A 20,782-nucleotide genomic window follows, 5' to 3' on the forward strand; every position below is an offset into this window, starting at 1 on the left:
GTGCAGCACTGTCAAGGGCTGTCCGGGATATGAGATATCCGCTTCTGTGGAGGGTGCTCCGTCCGATATCGCCGCAGGTCAGCGAGGTGATTGATGGAGTCGTCGTGGCGGTGCGGCGGAAATTCGGGCCTTGGGGACCAATTGGATGAAATGTATCCGCTTTCGCTCGCATAAGCGGATACTATGCATCCGTATAGCGGTTCGGCCTGCCGTGCCGCACCCTCGACGACCGACAGGACCACTCATGTCCCAGCCCACTCCGCCCGAGCTCGCCCCTCCCGCCGCCCGCCGGGCGGTGGCGATCGCCGCCGCGCTGCTGGCGGCGATCGTGGTGGGCGGCCTGCTCGACACCGCCATCGCCGCCATCGCCCACTCCGCCGGCGCCTCCCGGCAGTTCAAGCCGCTGGAAGCCGGGTCCTACTCCAGCTTCACCGCCTTCGGCGTCCTGATCGGCGCGGCCGGCTGGGCGATCGTGCGCAGGCGCGCCCGCGATCCCAGGGCGCTGCTCGTCCGGCTCGCACCGCTGGTACTCGCGCTGTCCTTCATTCCCGACCTGCTGCTGCTCGCCGTCTCCGCCCAGGCCGACGCCGCAGCCGTGATCGCCCTGCTCGCCATGCACATCGTGGTCGCGGCCTGCGCGATAGCGAGCTATCTCTGGGCGTTGCCGCTGGCGGCGACCTCGCAGCGGCGGTCGCCGGATCAGAGCTCGGTGGACCAGTCCCTGGTCTCGACGGCCTCCTTGAGGAAGGACAGGAACCGGGCGGCGTAGCCGCCGTCGACGGCCCGGTGGTCGAAGGTGAGGGCGAGGTTGCCGACCGGATGGACCACCACGGCGTGGCTGCCGTCCGGGAGGGGGACGGCCACCGGGCGGGGCCGTACCGCGTCGGTGGCCAGGATCGCCACCTGCGGCTGGTTGATGATCGGCGCCGTCAGCAGGGTGCCGTAAGGGCCGGGGTTGCTGATGGTGAAGGTGCCCTCGGCGTAGGCGTCCGGGCCGAGGCGGTTCGCCCTGGCTCCGGCGACCAGCGCGGAGATCTCGCGGGCGGTGGCCCGCAGCCGCTTGTCGGCGGCGTCCTGCACCACCGGAACGACCAGTCCGTCGGCGTCCAGGTCGACGGCGATCCCGAGATTGATCCGGCGGTGGACCAGCAGCGCGTTGTCGCCCACGGAGGCGTTCAGGTGCGGGAAGGCCGCGAGTGCGTCGACCACCGCCCTGGCCACGAACGGCAGATAGGTCAGACTGAAGCCCTCCGACTCGCGCCAGGACTGCGCCGCGGCGCGGCGGACCCGGTCCAGGTTGTGGAAGTCGACCTCGATGGCCATCAGGGTGTGCGGCGAGGTCGCCTTGGAGCGCACCATGTGCTCGGCCGTCAGGCGACGCCGGGTGCTGAAGGGGACGGTCAGCGTCCGATCGGGGTTCGCGGGGGAGGTGACCGCTGCGGCGGCGGGCCCGGGAACGGGCGGTGCGGCTTCGGCCACGGCCCCGGGCGCCGCCGGCGCCTCGGCCGCGGCGGTCAGGACGTCGGCGCGGGTGATCCGGCCGCCTGGCCCGGTGCCGGTCACCTGATCGGCCGTCAGTTCGTGCTCGGCGAGCAGCCGCCGCACCAGCGGCGAGAGCGTCCCGTGGCGGGCCCCGGCCCCGGCTCCGGCTCCGGCATCGGTATCGGCGACCGCGCCGGTGCCGATGACCGCGAGGCGGGTGCCGACCGGGACGGTGTGGTCCGCCGCGACCAGGATCTCGGTCAGGATGCCGGTCGTCGTGGCCGGTATCTCGGTGTCGACCTTGTCGGTGGACACCTCGAAGAGCGGCTCTCCCTCGGTCACCGGATCACCGGCCTTGTGCAGCCAGCGGGTGAGGGTGGCCTCGGCGACGGTCTCGCCGAGCTGGGGCATGGTCACGTCCATGGGGTGGTGTGCTCCGTTCGGTTGCGGTCGTCGGCCGGTCACCAGGAGACGGCGATGTACTTGGACTCGGTGAACTCCAACAGCCCCTCGTGGCCGCCCTCGCGGCCGATGCCGCTCTGCTTGGTGCCGCCGAAGGGCGCGGCCGGGTCGGAGACCACACCCCGGTTCAACCCGACCATGCCGGAGTCGAGTTGCTCGGACACCCGGAGGCCGCGGGCCAGGTCGCCGGTGTAGACGTAGGAGACCAGGCCGTACTCGGTGGCGTTCGCCAGGCGTACCGCCTCGTCCTCGGTGGCGAAGGCGACGACCGGGGCCACCGGCCCGAAGACCTCCTCCCGCAGCACCGGCGCGTCCGGCGGCACCTCCGCCAGCACGGTCGGCGGGTAGTAGAACCCCGGGCGGTCCAGTGCCTCGCCGCCCGTCACCACCCGGGCGCCGGCCGCCACGGTGTCGGCGACCAACTGGGCGACCTTGTCCCGGCTCGCCGCGTTGACCAGCGGGCCCAGGCCCACCCCTGGCTCCAGACCCGGTCCGACGGTGAGCGCGTCCATGGCCTGCGCCAGGCGGCGGGTGAACTCGGCGGCCACCGGCTGCTCGACGTAGAAGCGGTTGGCCGCGGTGCAGGCCTCGCCGCCGTTGCGCATCTTGGCGACCATGGCGCCGGCCACGGCCTGGTCCAGGTCGGCGTCGGCGAAGACCAGGAAGGGGGCGTTGCCGCCCAGCTCCATCGAGCAGTTGACCACGGTGCGGGAGGCGGCGGCCAGCAGGGTGCGGCCGACCTCGGTCGAGCCGGTGAAGGACAGCTTGCGGACCCGGGGGTCGTCCAGCATCGCCGAGACCACCGCCCCGGAGCGGCGCGAAGGCAGCACGTTCACCACCCCGTCCGGCGCGCCGGCCTCCTCGAAGAGGGCGGCGACGGCCAGCGCGGTCAGCGGGGTGTCGCTCGCGGGCTTGAGGATGACGGTGCAGCCGGCCGCCAGCGCGGGCCCGATCTTGCGGGTGGCCATCGCGGCCGGGAAGTTCCATGGCGTGACCAGGACGGACACCCCCACCGGCTGACGCAGCACCAGGATCCGGTTGGCGCCGGAGGGGGCGGTCTGCACGCTGCCCAGGCCGCGGACGGCCTCCTCGGCGTACCAGCGGAAGAATTCGGCGGCGTAGGAGACCTCGGCCCGGGCGTCGGTGAGCGTCTTGCCGTTCTCCAGCACGATGAGCTCGGCGAGCTCCTCGGCCCGGTCCGTCATCAACTCGAAGACGCGGGTGAGCAGTTCGGCGCGGCGGCGCGGGGCGGTGGCGGCCCATCCGGGCAGGGCCGCCGCTGCCGCCCCGACCGCGTCGAGGCCGTCCTGGACGGTGGCGTCGGCGGTGTCGGCGATCCGCTCGCCGGTGGACGGGTCGAGCACCTCGATCCGCGACCCGTCGCCGGAGGGGCGCCAACGGCCGCCGACGAACAGCTCGGTGGGTACCTTGTCGATCTGCAGTCGCTTCGGTGACCGGGGCGACTGGGGCGAGCGGGGCGACTGGGGCGGGTTCGGAGTCACTGGTCCATCGCCTTCTGGACGGTAGCGGTGATGCGGTCCACCGAGGGGATCGCCAGGTCCTCCAGCGCGTCGGCGGACGGCAGCGGGATGTGCGGGGTGGTGATCCGCACCGGTGGGGCGTCGAGGTCGAAGAACTGCTCCTCGGCGACGATGGAGACCAACTCGGCTCCCCAGCCGCACAGTCGGGGGTTCTCCTCGACCGTGAACAGCCGTCCGGTGGCCCCGACGGACTCCAGGATCGTCCGGGTGTCCAGCGGCACCAGGGAGCGGACGTCGACCACGGTGCAGTCGATGCCGACCGCGGCCAGCCGCTCGGCGGCCTCCAGGCTGCGCGGGACCATGGTGCCCAGCGCCACCAGGGTGGCGTCCCCGCCCTGGCGCAGCACCTTGGCGGTGCCCAGGGTGTCGGTGATCTCCCCGTCCGGGACCTCGCCGCGGGTGGGGTAGAGGGCCTTCTGCTCCAGGAAGACGACCGGGTCGGGGTCGCGGACGGCGGCGGACAGCAGCCCGATCACGTCGACCGGGCTGGAGGGGACCACGACCTTCAGCCCGGGCACGGCCATCGCCCAGTTCTCCACGGACTGCGAGTGCTGGGCGCCGAACCGCAGGCCGCCGCCGTTCCCGGCGCGGATCACCAGCGGGAAGGAGACCTGACCGTTCGTCATGTAGCGGCTCTTGGCGATTTCGTTGACCACGATGTCCCAGCACACCGCGAAGAAGTCGCTGAACATGATCTCGGCGATCGGGCGCAGCCCGGTCATCGCCGCGCCCATCGCGGCGCCGAGGATGGCCTGTTCGCTGATGGGCGTGTCGCGCACCCGCACCGGGCCGAACTCGTCCAGCAGCCCGACGGTGGCCTTGAACACCCCGCCCGCCTCGGCCACGTCCTCGCCGATGAACAGCACACCGTGGTCGCGCCGCATCTCCTGGGCGATGCCGCGGGCCACCGCTTCGCGGTAGGTCAGTTCCGCCATGACGATCCTCCGTCCGCCCACACGTCCTTCATGAGCAGTTCGTGGCCGGGCGTGGCGCCGGCCTTGGCTTCCTCGGTGGCCCGGTCGACGGCCGACCGGGTCTCCTCCTCGATGGCCTGCAGCTCCGCGTCGGTGACCCCGGCTTCCAGCAGGCGGGCGCGGTACCGCGGCAGCGGGTCCCGGGCGAGCCACTCGTCGACCTCCTGCTGCGGCCGGTACTTGGCCGGATCGGCCCGGGAGTGGCCGCCGTGACGGTAGGTCAGCGCCTCGATCATGGACGGTCCGCCGCCGGTCCGGGCCAAATCCAGTGCGGTGAGCGCCGCCTGGTGGACCGCGTCCGCGTCGTTGCCGTCGACCACGACCGGGTCCAGCCCGTAGGCGCCGGCGCGATCGGCGGCCGGACGCGGCACGGCGGTGATGGTGCTGGTGCGGGTGTACTCCATGTAGAGGTTGTTCTCGCAGACGAACACCACCGGCAGCTTCCAGATCACCGCGAGGTTCAGGGCCTCGTGGAAGGCGCCGATGTTGGTGGTGCCGTCGCCGAAGAAGGCGACCGAGACCTGCCCGCTCTGGCGGTACTGGGCGCTCCAGGCCGCGCCGCAGGCGATCGGCAGGTGCGCGCCGATGATCGCGTAGGAGCCCATCACCCCGTGCTCCACGCTGGTGAGGTGCATCGAGCCGCCCTTACCCGCCATCAGACCGTTCTCCCGGCCCAGGAGTTCGGCGAGCACCGGACCCATCGGCACGCCCCTGGCCAGGGTGTGCGCATGGCCGCGGTAGGTGGCGAAGGTGTAGTCGTCCGCACGCATCGCCAGGCCGAAGCCGGCGGCGATGGCCTCCTGGCCCAGCGAGAGGTGGCTGGTGCCCTTGACCAGGCTCTGCAGGAACAGGTCGTAGGCGCGCTGCTCGAACTGGCGCAGCTCCACCTGCATCCGGTACAGCGCCAGGGCGGTGGCGCGGTCGGGCGGGGGCGGCGCCGGCGGCGCGGAGGCGTCCTCGGCGGGACGGACGGCGGCCGTGCCGGTGCTGGTTGCTCTTGCCATGTCGCTCCTAGGTCGAAGGTCAGTAGGCGTTGGCGACGAACAGTTCCTGGGCCGGGAACCTGGTGAGGATCTGCGGTCCGGCCGCGGTGACCACGACCTCCTCCTCGATGCGGGCGGCGGAGAACCCGTCGGAGGCCGGGCAGTAGGTCTCCAGGGCGAAGACCATGCCCTCCTGGATCTCGACCGGGTGCTCCAGGCTGTTGAGCCGGCTGATGATCGGCCGCTCGTGCAGGCCGAGGCCCAGGCCGTGGCCGAACTGCAGGCCGAAGGCGGCCATCTCGCTCGCGAAGCCGAACTCCTCGGCGGCCGGCCAGACCCGGGCGACCTGGTCGGTGCCGACCCCCGGCTTCACCACGCCTATCGCCGCGTCCATCCACTCCCGGGCCCGGGTGTAGGCGTCCCGTTGCGAGGCGGTGGCGCTGCCCACGCCGAAGGTGCGGTAGTAGCAGGTCCGGTAGCCGTTGTAGGACTGGATGATGTCGAAGAACGCCTGGTCGCCGGGGCGGATGATGCGGTCGGAGAAGTTGTGCGGATGCGGGTTGCAGCGCTCGCCGGAGACCGCGTTGATCGCCTCCACCTGGTCCGAACCCATCTCGTACAGGCGCTTGTTGGCCAGCGCGACGATCTCGTTCTCCCGCACGCCGGGCTTGAGGGCCTCGGTGATGTCCTGGTAGACGCCGTCGACCATGGCGGCCGCCATCGACAGCAGGGCGATCTCGTCCGGCGACTTGATCTGCCGCGCGTCCAGCATCGACTGCTGGGCGTCGACCACTGTCAGGCCCTGGCGCTGCATCTCGAACAGGAACGGCGGCTCGACGATGTCCACGCCGACCGGCAGCCCGGCCAGGCCCGCGTCCTGCAGCATGCCCTTGATCTCGCGGACCGCCGAGGCCATCAGGCCGGCCTCGGGGGCGATCGCGCCGCGCAGCCCCAGCATGCCGGCGCGGGAGTTCTCCGGGCGCAGCCACGGCGCGTACAGCTGGTGGTGCCGGGCCGCCGAGCCGAAGTCCCACAGCACCGGCTCGCCGCCGCGGGTCAGCAGGGCGTAGCGGCTCATCTTGTCGCCGAGCGCCCCGCCGATCCAGGTCTGGGTGGTGTAGCGGATGTTGTAGAAGTCGAAGAGCAGGAACGCCCCGCACTCGCCGGCCTCCAGCGCGGCCCGGGCCCGCCGGATCCGGTACTCCCGCAGCCGGTCGTAGTCCACCCGCTGCTCGTAGTCGACCGCGCTGTGGCCGTGGGCCGGGATCGGACGGCGCGCCGTCGCGCCGGTCGCGCCGGTCACTGAGGCGCCGTCAGGCCGTCGTCGACGACGACGTTCTCGGGCCGCAGCTCCATCCCGGCCGACCGGGCCTGCTCCAGGATCAGGGTGGCGAAGTCCTGTTCGGTGTGGCCCGCGCCGATGGCGGCGGACACCAGCTGGGCGGTGGCCGAGGCCAGCGGCATGGGCACCTCCAGGGTGCGCGCGGCGGCCAGGCCCAGGTCGAAGTCCTTGCGCAGCAGCGGCATGGTGAAGGTGGGCTTGAAGTCCAGGTTCACCAGCGCGGGGGACTTGTAGCGGGTGAAGACCGAGCCCATCACCGAGTCGTTGAGGAAGGCCAGGAACGCGGCCCGGCTGACGCCGCCCTTCTCGGCCAGCAGGGTGATCTCCGCGAGCGACTGGGTGACCACGCCGAGGAAGACATTGTGGGCGATCTTGACCAGCCGGGCCACCTCGTCCTCGCCGACGTAGGTGACGCCGCGGCCCAGCACCCGCAGCAGCGGTTCGACCCGGTCGAAGACCTCGCGCGGCCCGGAGACCGCGACGGTCAGCAGGCCGGCGGCGATGACCTTCGGGTTCCCGCTGACCGGGGCGGCCAGCAGTTCGGTGCCGCGCTTGGCGGCGGCGGCCCGTACCAGGGCGGAGACCTCGGCGGACACCGTGGAGCTGTCGACCAGGACGGCGGGGGCGGCGCCGGGGGCGGTGAGCACGCCGCCGGGGCCGGTGGTGACGGCCTCCAGGTCGGCGGAGGCGGACACCATCACGAAGACGATGTCGCGGTCGGCCAGCTCCTCGGGGCGGTCCACGACCGTCGCGCCGAGCTCGGCGAGCGGCTCGGCCTTGGCACGGGTGCGGTTCTGCACGGCGACGTCGTAGCCGGCCTCCAGCAGTCGGGTGGCCAGTTGGAAGCCCATCCGTCCGGTGCCGATCCAGCCGATCCGCGGCCGCTGGGCAGGGGTGTCGTCGGTCATCTGTTCGTTCCTCGCTGTGGGAGGGGGAGCGGCAGTCGGATGGGGTTGAAGGTGCGCATCCGATTGCCGGCTGCTGTGCGTGGAGGCAGTGCGAGAATCAGCACCTGCTCTCTGCAACCGATTGCAGTCATGCTCGCGCCGCTCCCGCAGGGCTGTCAAGAGGTGGTGCGGAACGGATCCGGACCATCCGCCCGGCGATTGTGGCGGCCTGTGAAGATCCCTACACTCGCCGGATGAGCAAGCGCCCGACCATCGCCGACGTGGCCCGTCTGGCGGGGGTCCACAAGGCCACGGCCTCCCGAGCCCTGAACCCCGAAGCCGACGCCCGGGTGAGCGCGGCCACGGCGCGCCGGGTGCGGACGGCGGCGCAGGAGCTGGGGTTCACCCCGAACACCGCAGCCCGCAGTCTGCGCACCAACCGCTCCTCCACGGTCGGCGTGCTGATCCCGGACCTGACCAACCCGCTGTTCCCACCGATGGCACGCGGGATCGAGGAGGTGCTGACCCGCCGCGGCTACACCGCGCTGCTGGCCAACACCGACAACGACCAGGCCAAGGAGCGCACCCGGTTCGAGGCGCTGCGCGGTCGCCAGGTCGACGGGTTCATCGTCGCCACCGCGCAGCGCGAGCACGCCCTGCTGGCGCAGGCCCACGCCCAGGGCGTGCCGGTGGTCCTGCTGAGCCGGGGCACCGACCTGCCGATGTTCCCGCTGGTGGCGGCGGACGACGCAACCGGGATGGAGCTGGCGGTCCGCCACCTGTTGGAGCTGGGGCACCGCTCGATCGCCCATCTGGCCGGCCCGCAGACGCTGTCCACCGGCGCGATCCGCACCAGGGCGTTCCAACAGGCCGTGCGGGCGGCCGGGGTGGCCGCTGACCGGGCTCCGGTCCTGGTCAGCGAGGCGTACTCGGTGCGGGCCGGGGAGCAGGCCGCCCGCGAGCTGCTGGACCGCCACCCCGGCAGCACCGCGATCGTGGCCGGCAACGACCTGATCGCGCTGGGCGCGCTGCACGTACTGCGCGAACGCGGGCTGCGCTGCCCGCAGGACGTCTCGCTGGTCGGCTACAACGACATGCAGTTCGCGGACGAGTTCCAGCCACCGCTGACCACCGTGCACGTGCCGCACCTGGAACTGGGCGCGGAGGCGGCCCGGTTGCTGCTGGAGCAGCTGGAACGGTCGGACGGCCAGGGCGCGGGTCAGGGCCTCGGCCGGGCCGGTGCCGGGCCGGCGGCCGTGGCGGTGGCCAAGACCGTGCTGCTGCCGGTGCGCCTGGTGGTGCGCGACTCCACGGCCGCGCCGCAGGCCGGGAGCGAAGCCGGCTGATGACGGATCAGCTGATGCGAGGTCAGCTCACCCGGGCACGACCGGTGGTGGCCCGCGGCACCAGCGTGACGCCCAGGCTGACCGGTCCCGGATCCTGCTGGGTGGGGCAGGCGTGGTCCAGCAGCAGCTGGTCCACCGCCCGGCTGCCCAGCTCACCCAGCGGGACGGCGAGGGTGGTCACCGCCGGGGTGGTGTAGCCGGCCAGCTGGGTGCCGCCCCAGCCCACGACGCTGACCTGCTCCGGGACCCGGACCCCGGACTGCAGCAGCCGGGCGGTCACGCCCAGCGCCATCACGTCGTTGAAGCACACCACCGCCGACGGCAGCGGTGCGCGCACCAGCTGCTCCGCCGCCAGGTTCCCCGACTCGAAGCCGGGCCGGTTCGGCGCGGACACGTCGACCTGCAGTCCGGTCTCGGCCCCGGCCTGCAGCAGCGCCTCCAGGCGGTCGTTGGCGGCCCAGGAGTTGGCCGGCCCGGCCAGGTAGAGCAGGCCGGTGTGGCCGAGATTGCTGAGGTACTGGGTCAGCTGCCGCATCCCCTGCAGCGCGTCGACCAGCACGCACGGGTAGCCGTCCACGCGCCGGTTCACGAAGACGGTCGGACGCAGCACGCCGACCTCGGCGATCTGCTCCTCGCGCAGCAGCGAGGAGAACAGCAGGAACCCGTCCACGTCCTTGGACAGGGCACGGATCAGCTTCTCCTCGTCGTCCGCGTCGTCGTCGCTGTCGCCCAGCAGCGCGGCCAGGTTCTGCCGCCGGGACTGGTGCTGGGCCGCCTTGACCATCTCCGGGAAGAGCGGGTTGGCGAGGTTGGGGACGATCAGCCCGATGTTCCCGGTCCGCCCGGTGGTGAGCGCAGCGGCCATCCGGTTCGGCGCGTAGTTCAGCTGTTCGGCGGCGGCGTAGACCTTCTGCCGGGTCTCGTCGCGGAAGCGCTGGGGGGCGGTGAAGACCCGGGACACGGTGGAGACCGAGACCCCGGCAACGCGCGCCACGTCCCGGATGGTGGACTGGTTGACCATTCTCTCCAACACCTCTGGCGTGCGATTGCGATGAGCTGAGCCGAGCCTATGCCGTCCGCAGGTCCGCGACGTACTAAGGGACGGTCCGGGCCCGGAGCGGCGCCGGCCCGGCGGCCTGCTCCCGGTCCTGGGTCTGGGTCTGGGTCTGGTCCAGGGTCGGGTAGTCGGTGTAGCCGTGGTCGTCACCGCCGTAGTAGGTGGAGGGGTCGGCAGGGTTGAAGGGGCCGCCCAGGGCGAGGCGGTGCGGTAGGTCCGGGTTGGCCAGGAACAGCGAGCCGAAGGACAGCAGGTCGGTCGTGCCATCCGTGACCAGGTCCAGTTCCGGCAGCCCGGTCGGGCGGGGCGCGGTGTGGGGGTTGAGCAGGAAGACGCCGGACCAGATCCCGCGCAGCTTCCGGGTCAGCGCCCGGTCCGGGCCCTCGGCCAGACCGAGGTAGGCCAGCCCGATGCCGTCCAGTGCGGTCGCCAGGGCACCATAGGTCTGCGGGCAGTCCTGCTCCACCATGCCGTTGTAGGGGTTGCCTGGGGAGAGCTGGATGCCGACGCGGTCGGCTCCGATCGCCCCGGCCACGGCCGTGGCCACCTCGATCGGGAAGCGGATCCGGTTGGCGACTGAACCGCCCCAGGCGTCGGTGCGGGTGTTGGACTGCGCGGACAGGAACTGGTGCAGCAGGAAGCCGTTGGCGCCGTGCAGTTCGACCCCGTCGAAGCCGGCCGCCACCGCGTTGCAGGCCGCGGTCGTGAAGTCCTGGATCGTGGCGGCGATGTCCGCCTCGGTGAGCTCCCTCGGTTCGACGCAGGGCCGGGGACCCTGCGGGGTGAAGACCTGCGCGTCCGCCGTGATCGGGGAGGGGCCCACCGGTATCAGGCCGTCCGGGAGCAGGCTGGGGTGGCCGATCCGGCCCGCGTGCATCAGTTGGGCGAAGATGGTCCCGCCCGCGGCATGGACCGCGTCGGTGACGGTGCGCCAGGCGTCCACCTGCGCGGGGGAGTAGAGGCCCGGGGTGGCGGGATAGCCGCGGGCCACCGGCGAGGGCTGGATCCCCTCGGAGACGATCAGTCCGGCCGAGGCGCGCTGGCGGTAGTAGGTGGCCGTGGACGGACCCGGGAGGGCAGCGGGCCCGTAGGCGCGGCTGCGGCTCATCGGGGCCATCACGATCCTGCTGCGCAGGCGGTGCCGGCCCAGGTCGATGGGGTCGAACGCGGTTGCCATGTCAGTGCTCCTCGGTGTCGTGGTCCGGGTGGCCCGGACGGCCCCCGGGGTTGCCGTCCGGCTGCGGCCACAGGCCCAGTTGGCGCACCAGTGCCAGCTCGTCGACGAAGAACCAGGCCTCGCAGATCAGGCTGTCGCGGATGCGCCACTGCCCCAGTTCGAGGACCTCGATGCTGCGCCCGGTGGCCGCGATTCCGTACAGCTCGCCGCGGTGGGTGCCGCGGATCAGCCAGGTCGCCCAGACCCGGTCGCCGTGGGCGATGATGTCGAGGATCTCGTCCTGGCGGTCCGGGATCGAGCGCGCGTCGTAGCTGGGTCCGTCGCCGGTCCTGACCTCGGCGAGGTTGGCCATGCCCATGCGTCCGGGTCGGAAGTCGGGGACGGTGTACTTGGCGCGCTCCGCGAACGGCAATGCGCGGAACTTCAGCACCAGTTCGATGTTGGCGCGCTCCTGCGGCGTCAACTCCGGGTCGTTCAGGGCCTTTTCAGTGGCGCTCGGCCCGGCCTGCGGCTGGGGCGGTTGGTGGACCGTCATGGCGGCTCCTACGGTGGTGACTGCGACACTCATTGATGGATGGTCAGATGAATTGCCGAAGACGACTGTTGGGTCATGCGCCCGAGTGGAGCACCAGGGCGCGGCTGCCGGCGTTCAGCGCCAGTGCCTGCACCTGCGACGCCTGCGGCAGCGACAGGTACTCGTCCGCCGCGACCACCGTGCTCGCCCCCGGAAGGTCGAACCGGTAGCGGCCCGCGAGCACGTAGACCGCGGTCGCCGAGGGGCCGGGCGCCCATCGGGCCCCGAGCGGGTCCCCGTCGTGCAGGCTGATCCGCAGGCCGGTGCCGGTGGCGCCGGCGTCCGCGAGCGTGACCGGATCGGACCGTCCGCCGCCCGGGCCTCGGACCAGTGCGGCGGGTCCCGGCCCGGTGCCGTCCAGCAGCCGGGTGGCGGCCTCTTCGTTCGCCCGGACCCAGGCCGGGCCGGGCTCCCCGGGGGTGCCGAAGATGGCCGGCATCTGCCGGAAGACCTCCTCGAAGCCGGCCGGGGTGAACAGGACCATGGCCCGGGCCTCGCCCTCCACCACCTCGAACTGGTGCGGAGCGCCCCGGGGGACCAGCAGGAACCCGCCCGGCCCCACCTCGTGCGAGGTGCCGCTGACGGTGAGCAGGTAGGCCCCGTCCAGGACGTAGAAGCACTCCACCGAACGGTCGTGGGCGTGCGGCGGGACGGCGGCGCCCTTCGGGCTCTCCGACTCGGTGAGGCTGAAGGCGCCCGCGGTGACCGAACCGTCGGCGACCACCCGGAACGAGTGGCCCGGTACGGCCGCCGGCCGGATGTCCCGGGTGGCGATCAACCGCCCGGTCGGGCCGGGCAGTTCAGACATCGACGTCGACCAGTGAGGGTGCCCGGGTCTCCTGCTCCACGGTGTAGAGCGAGGGCAGCGCCGGGAACTCCAGCCACTCGGGCTGCCCCTGCAGCCGACGGAACTCCTCGCCGTGCGCGGCGTCGAACTGCTCGGCCGACTCCCAGCCGGCGACGTTGACGTAGCGCAGCCGCGCGTCGGGGTTCAGCGAGAGGTGCAGCCTGCGCCACCGGAAACCCGGCTGGGCGCACATGAAGTCGTCGATCTGCGTCCACAGCGCCAGGAACGCCGCCTCACGCCCTGGCGGCACCTCGAAACAGTTGATGAAGACGACGTCTGCCATCTGCAGGGCTCCTTGGTCTTGTGCTGCCGGTGCGGCGCAGGGTGAATGCAACCGATTTAACGATGATGGGTAGCCGGTCCGGCGGTGTCAAGAAGTCTGCCGCGTCTGCGCTTGAGAGGTCGCAGTTCCAAGGCTTGTCAGAAGCATTGACCCCCCTGGGGGTGCGTGGTAAATCTCTGTGCAACCGTTTTAACAAGCATCCTGACGCAGCCTCAAAGGAGCAGCTGACATGCGGTTCTCGATCTACCTGAACCCGCAGACCCGCGGACCCGAGGAGGACGTGCCGATCATCGAGCACACCGTCGCCCAGGCCGTCCGCGCGACCCGGGCCGGGGTGCACGGCATCGCGCTGACCGAACACCACTTCTCCGGCTACAACACCTACGGCAACAACTTCATGCTGGCCGCCCACCTCGGCTCCCAGGTGCCCGACGGCACGATGTTCCTGATGGCCGTCGCGGTGCCCACGCTGCACAACCCGATGCGGCTGGCGCAGAGTTGCAACCTGCTGGACGTCATCACCCGCGGCAACCTCATCGTCGGCTTCGCCGCCGGCGGGTCCCCGGTGGAGTACGCGGGCCTGGGCCGGGACCCCTCGGTGCGGCACGAGCAGATGCTGCACAACCTGGAGGTGATGGAGCGGGCGCTGGACAAGAAGCCGGAGGACCCGGACTACGAGTGGTCCACCGCCTTCGAGCACGGCTCGCTGCGCACCAGGATCATGCCGGCCGCCTACCACGCCTCGCGTCCGAAGTTCGCACGGGCGACCCAGAACGACGAGGGCGTGGTGTGGACCGGGCGCAAAGGCTGGTACCTGTTCACCGCGCGCGAGACCGTCGACGTGATCGGCCCGCGCCTCAAGCTCTACACCGAGGCCCTGGCCGAGGGCGGGCACGACGCGGCCTTCATCGAGGAGCGCCTGGACTGGAGCCTGGTCCAGAAGCAGGTGATCATCCGTGAGACCGACGCGGAGGCGGTGGCGTTCGCGCGGGCCCGCATGGAGGAGATGGGCGCGCACCAGAGGAAGAACTTCGCCATGACCGGCGACATCAAGGACAGCGCCCACCTCAAGAGCGTGGTCGGGGTCTCCCCGCAGAACCCGGACGAGTTCCTGCAGCGCGCGATGATCGTCGGCAGCCCCGCCACGGTGACCGAGCAGATCGAGGCCTTCGCCGAGGCCGGAGTGCGGCACATGTCGCTGCTGTTCAACTTCGGCTTCATGACCGAGGCCGAGTCCAACCGTTCACTCGACCTCTTCCTGGACGAGGTGCTGCCCAAGTTCGTTGCGGCGGGCCGCACTTCGGGCAACTGATGGCCTCCGCCGACTACGGTCTGCTGATCCTCAGGATCACCCTGTTCGCAGTCATGGGCTTCCACGGCACCCAGAAGCTCTTCGGCTGGTGGGACGGGGGCGGGCTGGACCGCGCCGAGAAGTTCTTCGCCTCCCAGGGCTTCCGGCCGCCGCGGATGATGGCCCTGATCGCCGGTGCCACCGAGACCACCGGCGCGCTGCTCGTCGGCGCCGGCGCGGGCAGCGTCCTGGCGGTGGCCATGCTCACCGGGGTCCTCGCCAACGTCGCCGCGATCCACCTGCGCAACGGACTCGACAGCCGGAAGCACGGCTTCGAGCTCGAACTCGCCCTGCTGGCGGCGGTGGCGGCGATCGGGTTCTGCGGACCCGGCGCCCTGAGCCTGGACCACCTGCTCGCCCTGCCGCACGGTGCGCCCTGGGGGCCGCTGGCGGTGGCCGCCGGTGTGCTCGCCGGCCTGGTCGTCGTCACCACCCGGACCCCGGTGGGCGAGCGTCCGGCGGCCGCCCCCGCGAAGGTTCCCAGCCACCGACCCTGACCAAGCGTCAGCTACGCCACACCCCCGCCACACCCCCCGCATCAGAGGAACAGGAGCGTACGCCGCACATGGAGAACTCCCTGCCCGTCAGCAGCGTCCTCGCGTCGCTCGAAGGCACCTTCGAGGGCGAGACGGTGCTGCCCTCGGACCCCGGTTACGACCAGGCGCGCCGCGTCTGGAACGCCACGGTGGACCGGCGCCCCGCCGTGATCGCCTACTGCCGCTCCACCGCCGACGTCGCCGCGGTGGTCCGCGCCGCACGCGCCGCCGACCTCCCGCTGTCCGTACGCGGCGGCGGCCACCAGGTGGCCGGCCTGTCGGTGTGCGACCAGGGCGTCGTGGTGGACCTCTCCCGGATGCGCTCGGTCGGCTTCGCCGAGGACGGGACCAGCGTGCGGGCCGGCGGCGGATGCCTGCTGGCGGACGTCGACCGCACCGCCGCCGAGCGGGGCCGGATCGTGCCCGCGGGTGTGGTCTCCCACACCGGCCTGGGCGGTCTCGCGCTGGGCGGCGGGTTCGGCTGGACCTTCCGTAACTTCGGTCTGACCTGCGACAACATCATCGGCGCCGAGGTCGTCACCGCGGACGGAAGCATCGTCCGGGCCGGCGAGTCGGACGGCGAGGACGCGGACCTGCTGTGGGCGCTGCGCGGCGGTGGCGGCAACTTCGGCGTCGTCACCGAGTTCACCCTGCGCACCCACCCGGTCAGCGACGTCCTGTTCGGGCAGGCGGCCTTCCTGCTGGAGGACCTGCCCGTGGCGGTGGCGCACTACGTGGCGACCATGGAGGCGGCGCCCGACGCGCTGAGCGCCATCTGCATCACCTGTCTGGCCCCGCCGATGCCCGGTATGCCAACGGAGTTGGTGGGCCGTCCGGTGGTGCTGGTCAACGCGGTGTGGTCCGGCGACCTGGAGTCCGGCGCCGGGCCGATGGAGCAACTGCTCACCCGGGGACCGTCGGTGATGAGCTTCCGGGCCCGGATGCCCTATGTGGCGGTGCAGTCGATGCAGGACGACCTGCATCCGCACGGGCGCTCCAACTACAACAAGTCCCGCTACCTGGACCGGGTCGACGACACCGCGATCAAGGCCCTGCTGGAGGCCGGCGGCCGGCTGCCGGGGCCGCATGCCCAGATCGAGGTGCTGCGCCTGGGCGGGGCCGCGAGCCGGGTCCCGGTGGACGCGACCGCCTTCGCCCACCGCGGGGCCGCGTACATCCTCAACGTCGTCGCGGCCTGGACCGAGCCGGACCAGGCCACCACCCAGATCGGCTGGGCCCGCGACACCTATGCGGCGATGGACTGCGTCGGCTCCGACGCCGGCTACATCAACTTCCTGGGCACCGAACCGGACCGGGTCCGCAGCGTCTACCCGCCGCGGACCTACCGGCGACTGCAGGCGATCAAGCGCCGTCTGGACCCCGACCGGGTCTTCCGCGGCAACGTCCCCATCGAACCGGCGCCCTAGGTCCAAGACCCGTGCCACGCACGCCCGCACGCCCGCACGCCCGCAAGTCCGCACGCCCGCACGAGAACACCGCAGGAGTACCCCAGTCCCAGCCCTCCACTCCACCACCACCATTGGATGCGGCATGTCCCAGAACCCAACCCCGCCCGAGTCCGGCAGAAGCCTGCCGCTCCGCACGCTGATCGCCTGCTGCCTGGCGATCTGCATAGCCCAGACCGCGCTGGCGATCCCCGCCACCCTCAACGGTCTGCTCCAGTCCTCCCTGCACACCACCGGATCCCAGCTGACCTGGATCTCCGACGCCACCCTGCTGCCCGTCGCCGTGCTAGAACTCACCTTCGGCGTCCTGGGCGACCTGTTCGGGCGCAAGCGCCTGCTCGTCGGCGGCGCGCTGCTGCTGGCCGTCGGCGAGGCGCTGTCGGCCGGCGCGGGCGGCGTGCACTACCTGTGGGCCGGCCAGGCGCTGGCCGGGGTCGGCGCCGCCGGGATCCTCCCCAGCTCGCTGGCGATGGTCGCGGTCGGGACCCACACGGCCAAGCACCGTGCCACTGCCATCGCGGCCTGGTCCGCCTGCCTCGCCGCCGGTGGCTTCGTCGCCCCGATGCTCGGCGGCATCACCGGCAACTACGGCTCCTGGCGCTGGTCGTTCATCGTCCTGGCGATGCTGGGGGTGGTCAGCGCGGCCGTGGGCCTGATCGCCCGCGACTCCAGGGCGCCGCAGGGCCGATCGCTCGACCTGCCGGGCCAACTCACCATCGGCATCGGCCTGTTCGCCCTGCTCTACGCCGTGATCCAGGGGCCCACCGACGGCTGGGGAGCGGCCCCCGTGGTCACCGCCTTCCTGATCGCGGCGGTGTTCCTGGCGCTGTTCGTGGTCGCCGAACTGCGGTCCGCGGCCCCGCTGCTGCAGCTGGACCTGTTCAGGAACCGGGCCTTCAGCGTGGCCGCCGCCGTCGCGGTGACCGGGATCTTCAGCTTCATCGGCACCTGTTACGCGCTCAGCATCCGGCTCGGCCCGATCCAGCACCAGAGTCCGCTGCGCATCGCGGTGGCCTTCCTGTTCACCAACGGGCCCACGCTGGTGCTGGCCCCGGTGACGGCCAGACTTCTGCACCGGGTCTCGGCGCGCTGGCTGCTCAGCGGCGGCTTCCTGCTGATCGCCGCGGGCGACCTGCTGCTGGCCCGGATCCCGGTCACCGACCTGGGGCTGCCCTCGCTGATCGCACCGCTGATCCTGATCGGCCTCGGCTTCACCCTCGCGGTCTCCTCCATCACCGCGACGGCCGTCAACACCGTGCCGATCAGCCTGGCCGGCATGGCCAGCGGCGTCACCAGCCAGTTGCGCGACTTCGGCGCCACCCTCGGCCCGGCCCTGATCGGGGCGGTCGCCCTGAGCCGGGCCGCCACCGGATTCAACTCCGCCCTCGCCGGCTCTCCGCTGCCGATCGGCGTCAAGGCGGCGGCCGGGCAGATCGCCACGGCCGGCGGGCCGCTGGCGGTCAACTCGCTGCCACCCCAGTCACCGCCAGGCGCCGCGGCGCCGCTGGCCCTGCACGCCCTCGGCGACGGCTACTCGACCGGGTTCCTGGTCTGCGGCGCCGCCGCACTGCTGTCCTGCCTGCTCGCCGGACTGGTCCTGCACGGCAGCCACGGCCGCGTCACCGCGCCCGAACCGGACATCGACACGCTAGCCGCTCCAGCGATCGCCTGACCGCACCGGCCGCGGACCACCGAGGCCCGGGTCCGCGGCCTTGCGCCTGGCCGGGAGCTACTCCAGGTCGTCCGGCAGCAGACGGAAGGCAGCGTGATCCGTGAGGGGACGGACGGCCCGGAAGTGGCGTCGGTCGACGGTGAAGATCGCATTGGTGCGGAACTCCGCAGCGAGGGCGACGTTGACCGCGTCGGTGAGGCCGATGTTGAGATCTCTGTACCGCTTGAGCACGACACGTGCGGCGGGGAGATGCGGACCGACCTCTGGGATCTCGAACCGCCCCACCGCCTGACGGTCGATGATGTCGTCGAGCACGGACATCGCAGCTTCGGGGCTCACGCCCGTGGACGCCAGATAGTCCAACTCGGCCAGGACCAAGGGCGAGATGACCAGATGGCCCACCGTCTTGAGTGCGAGCCGACAGGCTTCGTGATCCGGTTCGTCGCCGAAGTAGTAGGCGAGCAGTGCCCCGGTGTCGCCGACGACGGCGACCTCGCTGCTCACCGCCCGAACCCCCGCATCAGCTCGTCCCGGTCAGCGACGAGTCGCCCTCCGCCACCGGGGAGAACCGGTGCGTCGTCGAGCTCGTCGCCCATGGGGTCGGTGCGGAAGGGGTAGTGAGCCGGAGCCAGGGAGGGCGGAACGAGGGTGGCCACATGGCGACCGTCCTTGGTGACCGTCACGATCTCCCCCCGCTCGACCGCCCCTATCACCCTGGCCGTCTGTTGGTTCAGCTCCCGCATGGTGGTCTCCATGGGGGAAGTGTACTACGAGGTACTACACGGCCGCCTGCGCGAGGAGGCGCTGGAGCCAGCGGGTGCGGGCGTTGCGTGCGTCCTGGCTGAGTGCCGCCCGCGGTGCCAGGCCGTCGAAGCCGTGGTAGGCACCGGGCCATACGTGCAGTTCCGCCTGGCCGCCGGCCTGCCAGATCGCGTTCGCGTAGGCCACGTCCTCGTCCCGGTAGATCTCCGCCGACCCGACCTCGACATAGGCCGGGGGGAGTCCGGAGAGGTCGGTGGCGCGCGAGGGGGCCGCGTACGGCGGTAGGTTCGCAGCACCGTGGCGGTCGCCCAACAGGGCCTTCCACGCTGTGGTGTTGGAGGTGAGACCCCATACGCCGTCGCCTGCCAGCTGATGACTGGAGAAGGTGGTGCCGCGGTCGTCGAGCATGGGACACAGCAGCAGCTGCCCCAGAGCCCTGGGGCCGCCGCGGTCGCGGGCCAGCAGGGCCAGGGCCGCGGCGAGCCCGCCACCCGCGCTCTTCCCGCCGATGACGATGCGGTCAGCGTCGATGCCCAGCTCGGCGGCGTGCCCGGCCGCCCAGACGAGTCCGGCGTAGCAGTCCTCCAGCGGTTCCGGGTACTGGGCCCGGGGCGCCAGCCGGTACTCGACGGAGAGGACGGCCAGTCCCAGGGGGAGGGCCCACTCGCGAAGGAGCCGCGGAAGCACGGACCATGCGTTGCCCATGACCATCGCGCCTCCGTGCATGTAGTACAGCAGCGGCAGTGGTCCCACCAGTCCGGACGGCCGCGCGCTCACGAGCGTGACCTCGGGGCCGTCCGGCGGTCCCGGTACCCGGAGTTCCGCGACCGCGAAACGGCCGTCGGCGCGAAGCTCCTCCGCGGTGGGCCTGGGCCGGGCCGCGGCGTCCTGCTGCTGCCGGGCCCGCAGATTGCCCGGGGTGACCGGCTCCCTCGACTCCACGCCCAAGTCCGCCAGTGCGGCGTTCAGTTCGGGGTCGAAGGGGGGCGCCGCCCCCGGTGTTCCGCTGTGGCCCATGCGGGGTAGCCAATCACAGGGTCACGGCTTGGGCAGGGTGCAGCCCGGGAGGGTGAGGTCGAAGCGGTTCCCGGAGGCCACGCAGGCGGGGATCTCGTAGGTCTCCTCGGCGTAGTTGGTGCCCTGGTGCACCGTCACATTGCCGTTCTGGTCGACCTCGCAGGGGTTGTCCAGGGTGCAGCGGGAGCCGTCCTCGTTGCCCGTGTTGTTGACGGCGACCACCAGGCCGGTGGCGGTGTCGATGACCGGCGAGCCGGAGGTCCCGCCGATGGTGTTGCAGGTCGAGGTGTAGCGGACCGAGTCCTTCCAGACCCAGTTGCTCTCGTGCAACTGGTAGACGAATCCGTCGATCGCGCAGGAGTAGGTGGTCTTCCAGTAGCCGGAGACGACCTTGATGGCCGCGCCGGCGGTCGGGTGCGTCGCGGACAGCCGCAGCGGCGCGATGCCGTAGGAGGACTGGATCTGCGCGTAGGTCTTGCCCAGTTGGTAGATGGTGATGTCGGTGTCCGTCATGGTCGCGTACGCCACCTTGACGGCGCGGAGCGTGGCGAGCTTGCGTCCGGTGGAGCTCAGCAGGCTGAAGCTGCGGGTGGAGGCCTGGTCCACGACCACCTGGCCGGGGTCGAGGAACCCGGTCTCCAGGCAGTGCCCGTTGGTCATCACCAGCGCCGGGTCGCTGGACACGGACGAGGGCATCGCGATGAGGGAGCCCGAACAGTCGTCGAGCGCGACCGTGCCGGCGTAGGTCACCGTGACGGCCGCCGGCGCGGGCGCCGATGCGCGTGCGTACGCCGATGCCGGCGCGTACGACGGTGCGGCGACCGCGGGGCCCGCCAGGCCCAGCAGCGCGCCTGCGGCGGCCACGAGCGCGGCCAGGGTGGCGCGGAGCGGGTGCTTCATGGGTGGGAGTCCTCTCACGACCGAGCATTCGGTTGGATTGTCATGTACATCATCGCGAGAGGGGCTGCCCCGGACAAGACCGCAGGGTCGGCCGGCGGACTCAGGGTTGTGTATTAGTACCTA

Annotated in this window: 21 protein-coding genes; 6 read left to right on the plus strand and 15 right to left on the minus strand. The window is 71.8% G+C overall.

Going from position 1 to position 20,782, the window contains the following annotated elements:
- The first annotated feature begins 244 nt into the window (after positions 1-244).
- Positions 245-769, plus strand: coding sequence for a DUF6069 family protein (locus tag IF29_RS0103445; protein ID WP_051724830.1), 525 nt, complete (start codon positions 245-247; stop codon positions 767-769).
- On the opposite strand, the gene IF29_RS0103450 is transcribed toward IF29_RS0103445, so the two are convergent.
- The 6 genes from IF29_RS0103450 to IF29_RS0103475 form a co-directional block, all read right to left on the minus strand.
- Positions 700-1,905 (minus strand): dihydrolipoamide acetyltransferase family protein, encoded by a 1,206-nt coding sequence (locus IF29_RS0103450; protein ID WP_030249295.1) that lies wholly within the window; start codon positions 1,903-1,905, stop codon positions 700-702. The two genes, IF29_RS0103445 and IF29_RS0103450, sit on opposite strands and share 70 nt — an antisense overlap.
- A gap of 38 nt (positions 1,906-1,943) precedes the next feature.
- Positions 1,944-3,380, minus strand: a complete 1,437-nt coding sequence (locus IF29_RS0103455) for an NAD-dependent succinate-semialdehyde dehydrogenase (RefSeq protein WP_198037266.1) — start codon at positions 3,378-3,380, stop codon at positions 1,944-1,946.
- 62 nt (positions 3,381-3,442) lie between these two features.
- Positions 3,443-4,420, minus strand: coding sequence for an alpha-ketoacid dehydrogenase subunit beta (locus tag IF29_RS0103460; protein WP_030249301.1), 978 nt, complete (start codon positions 4,418-4,420; stop codon positions 3,443-3,445).
- Positions 4,408-5,463 (minus strand): thiamine pyrophosphate-dependent dehydrogenase E1 component subunit alpha, encoded by a 1,056-nt coding sequence (locus IF29_RS0103465; RefSeq protein ID WP_084713446.1) that lies wholly within the window; start codon positions 5,461-5,463, stop codon positions 4,408-4,410. Before IF29_RS0103465 ends, IF29_RS0103460 begins: the two co-directional genes overlap by 13 nt.
- A 19-nt stretch (positions 5,464-5,482) precedes the next feature.
- Complete coding sequence (locus IF29_RS0103470) at positions 5,483-6,745, minus strand: M24 family metallopeptidase (protein ID WP_030249306.1); 1,263 nt, start codon at positions 6,743-6,745, stop codon at positions 5,483-5,485.
- Entirely contained in the window at positions 6,742-7,692 is a 951-nt protein-coding gene (locus IF29_RS0103475; RefSeq protein WP_030249309.1) for an NAD(P)-dependent oxidoreductase, read from the minus strand. Before IF29_RS0103475 ends, IF29_RS0103470 begins: the two co-directional genes overlap by 4 nt.
- Positions 7,693-7,925: 233 nt before the next feature.
- On the opposite strand from IF29_RS0103475, the gene IF29_RS0103480 reads away from it, so the two are divergent.
- Complete coding sequence (locus tag IF29_RS0103480) at positions 7,926-9,017, plus strand: LacI family DNA-binding transcriptional regulator (protein WP_030249311.1); 1,092 nt, start codon at positions 7,926-7,928, stop codon at positions 9,015-9,017.
- Between the two features lie 22 nt (positions 9,018-9,039).
- On the opposite strand, the gene IF29_RS0103485 is transcribed toward IF29_RS0103480, so the two are convergent.
- From IF29_RS0103485 to IF29_RS43175, 5 genes are all read right to left on the minus strand, one after another.
- Positions 9,040-10,038, minus strand: coding sequence for a LacI family DNA-binding transcriptional regulator (locus IF29_RS0103485; protein WP_037594127.1), 999 nt, complete (start codon positions 10,036-10,038; stop codon positions 9,040-9,042).
- A 73-nt stretch (positions 10,039-10,111) separates the two neighbouring features.
- Positions 10,112-11,251, minus strand: coding sequence for an alkene reductase (locus IF29_RS0103490; protein ID WP_063757416.1), 1,140 nt, complete (start codon positions 11,249-11,251; stop codon positions 10,112-10,114).
- 1 nt (position 11,252) lies between these two features.
- Positions 11,253-11,819: an ester cyclase gene (locus IF29_RS43165; protein WP_084713448.1), complete on the minus strand. Its 567-nt coding sequence runs from the start codon at positions 11,817-11,819 to the stop codon at positions 11,253-11,255.
- Positions 11,820-11,859: 40 nt separating this feature from the next.
- Entirely contained in the window at positions 11,860-12,633 is a 774-nt protein-coding gene (locus IF29_RS43170; RefSeq protein WP_051724832.1) for a cupin domain-containing protein, read from the minus strand.
- Positions 12,626-12,955 carry an antibiotic biosynthesis monooxygenase family protein gene (locus IF29_RS43175; protein ID WP_051724833.1) on the minus strand — a complete coding sequence of 110 codons (330 nt, stop codon included), beginning with the start codon at positions 12,953-12,955 and terminating at the stop codon, positions 12,626-12,628. Before IF29_RS43175 ends, IF29_RS43170 begins: the two co-directional genes overlap by 8 nt.
- Positions 12,956-13,184: 229 nt before the next feature.
- Here IF29_RS43175 and IF29_RS0103510 point away from each other — a divergent pair, with 229 nt between their 5' ends.
- From IF29_RS0103510 to IF29_RS0103525, 4 genes are all read left to right on the plus strand, one after another.
- Positions 13,185-14,267 (plus strand): LLM class flavin-dependent oxidoreductase, encoded by a 1,083-nt coding sequence (locus tag IF29_RS0103510; protein WP_030249328.1) that lies wholly within the window; start codon positions 13,185-13,187, stop codon positions 14,265-14,267.
- Positions 14,267-14,803, plus strand: coding sequence for a DoxX family protein (locus IF29_RS0103515; RefSeq protein WP_051724834.1), 537 nt, complete (start codon positions 14,267-14,269; stop codon positions 14,801-14,803). The genes IF29_RS0103510 and IF29_RS0103515 overlap by 1 nt, the downstream gene beginning before the upstream one ends.
- Before the next feature lie 68 nt (positions 14,804-14,871).
- A complete protein-coding gene (locus IF29_RS0103520; RefSeq protein WP_030249339.1) occupies positions 14,872-16,269 on the plus strand; it encodes an FAD-binding oxidoreductase in 1,398 nt (465 codons plus the stop codon).
- Positions 16,270-16,393: 124 nt separating this feature from the next.
- Positions 16,394-17,980: an MFS transporter gene (locus IF29_RS0103525; RefSeq protein ID WP_037594132.1), complete on the plus strand. Its 1,587-nt coding sequence runs from the start codon at positions 16,394-16,396 to the stop codon at positions 17,978-17,980.
- Between the two features lie 57 nt (positions 17,981-18,037).
- Here the strand turns inward: IF29_RS0103525 and IF29_RS0103530 are convergent, their stop codons facing one another.
- From IF29_RS0103530 to IF29_RS0103545, 4 genes are read right to left on the minus strand one after another with little or no spacing between them, the layout of a single operon-like run.
- Positions 18,038-18,484, minus strand: a complete 447-nt coding sequence (locus IF29_RS0103530) for a PIN domain-containing protein (protein WP_030249344.1) — start codon at positions 18,482-18,484, stop codon at positions 18,038-18,040.
- Positions 18,481-18,735, minus strand: a complete 255-nt coding sequence (locus IF29_RS0103535) for a type II toxin-antitoxin system Phd/YefM family antitoxin (protein WP_030249347.1) — start codon at positions 18,733-18,735, stop codon at positions 18,481-18,483. Before IF29_RS0103535 ends, IF29_RS0103530 begins: the two co-directional genes overlap by 4 nt.
- Before the next feature lie 22 nt (positions 18,736-18,757).
- Entirely contained in the window at positions 18,758-19,759 is a 1,002-nt protein-coding gene (locus IF29_RS0103540; RefSeq protein WP_030249350.1) for an alpha/beta hydrolase, read from the minus strand.
- Between the two features lie 21 nt (positions 19,760-19,780).
- Positions 19,781-20,659, minus strand: coding sequence for a S1 family peptidase (locus IF29_RS0103545; RefSeq protein ID WP_030249353.1), 879 nt, complete (start codon positions 20,657-20,659; stop codon positions 19,781-19,783).
- Positions 20,660-20,782: the final 123 nt, after the last annotated feature.

The sequence above is a fragment of the Streptacidiphilus jeojiense genome (assembly GCF_000719095.1).
Taxonomy (GTDB): domain Bacteria; phylum Actinomycetota; class Actinomycetes; order Streptomycetales; family Streptomycetaceae; genus Streptacidiphilus; species Streptacidiphilus jeojiensis.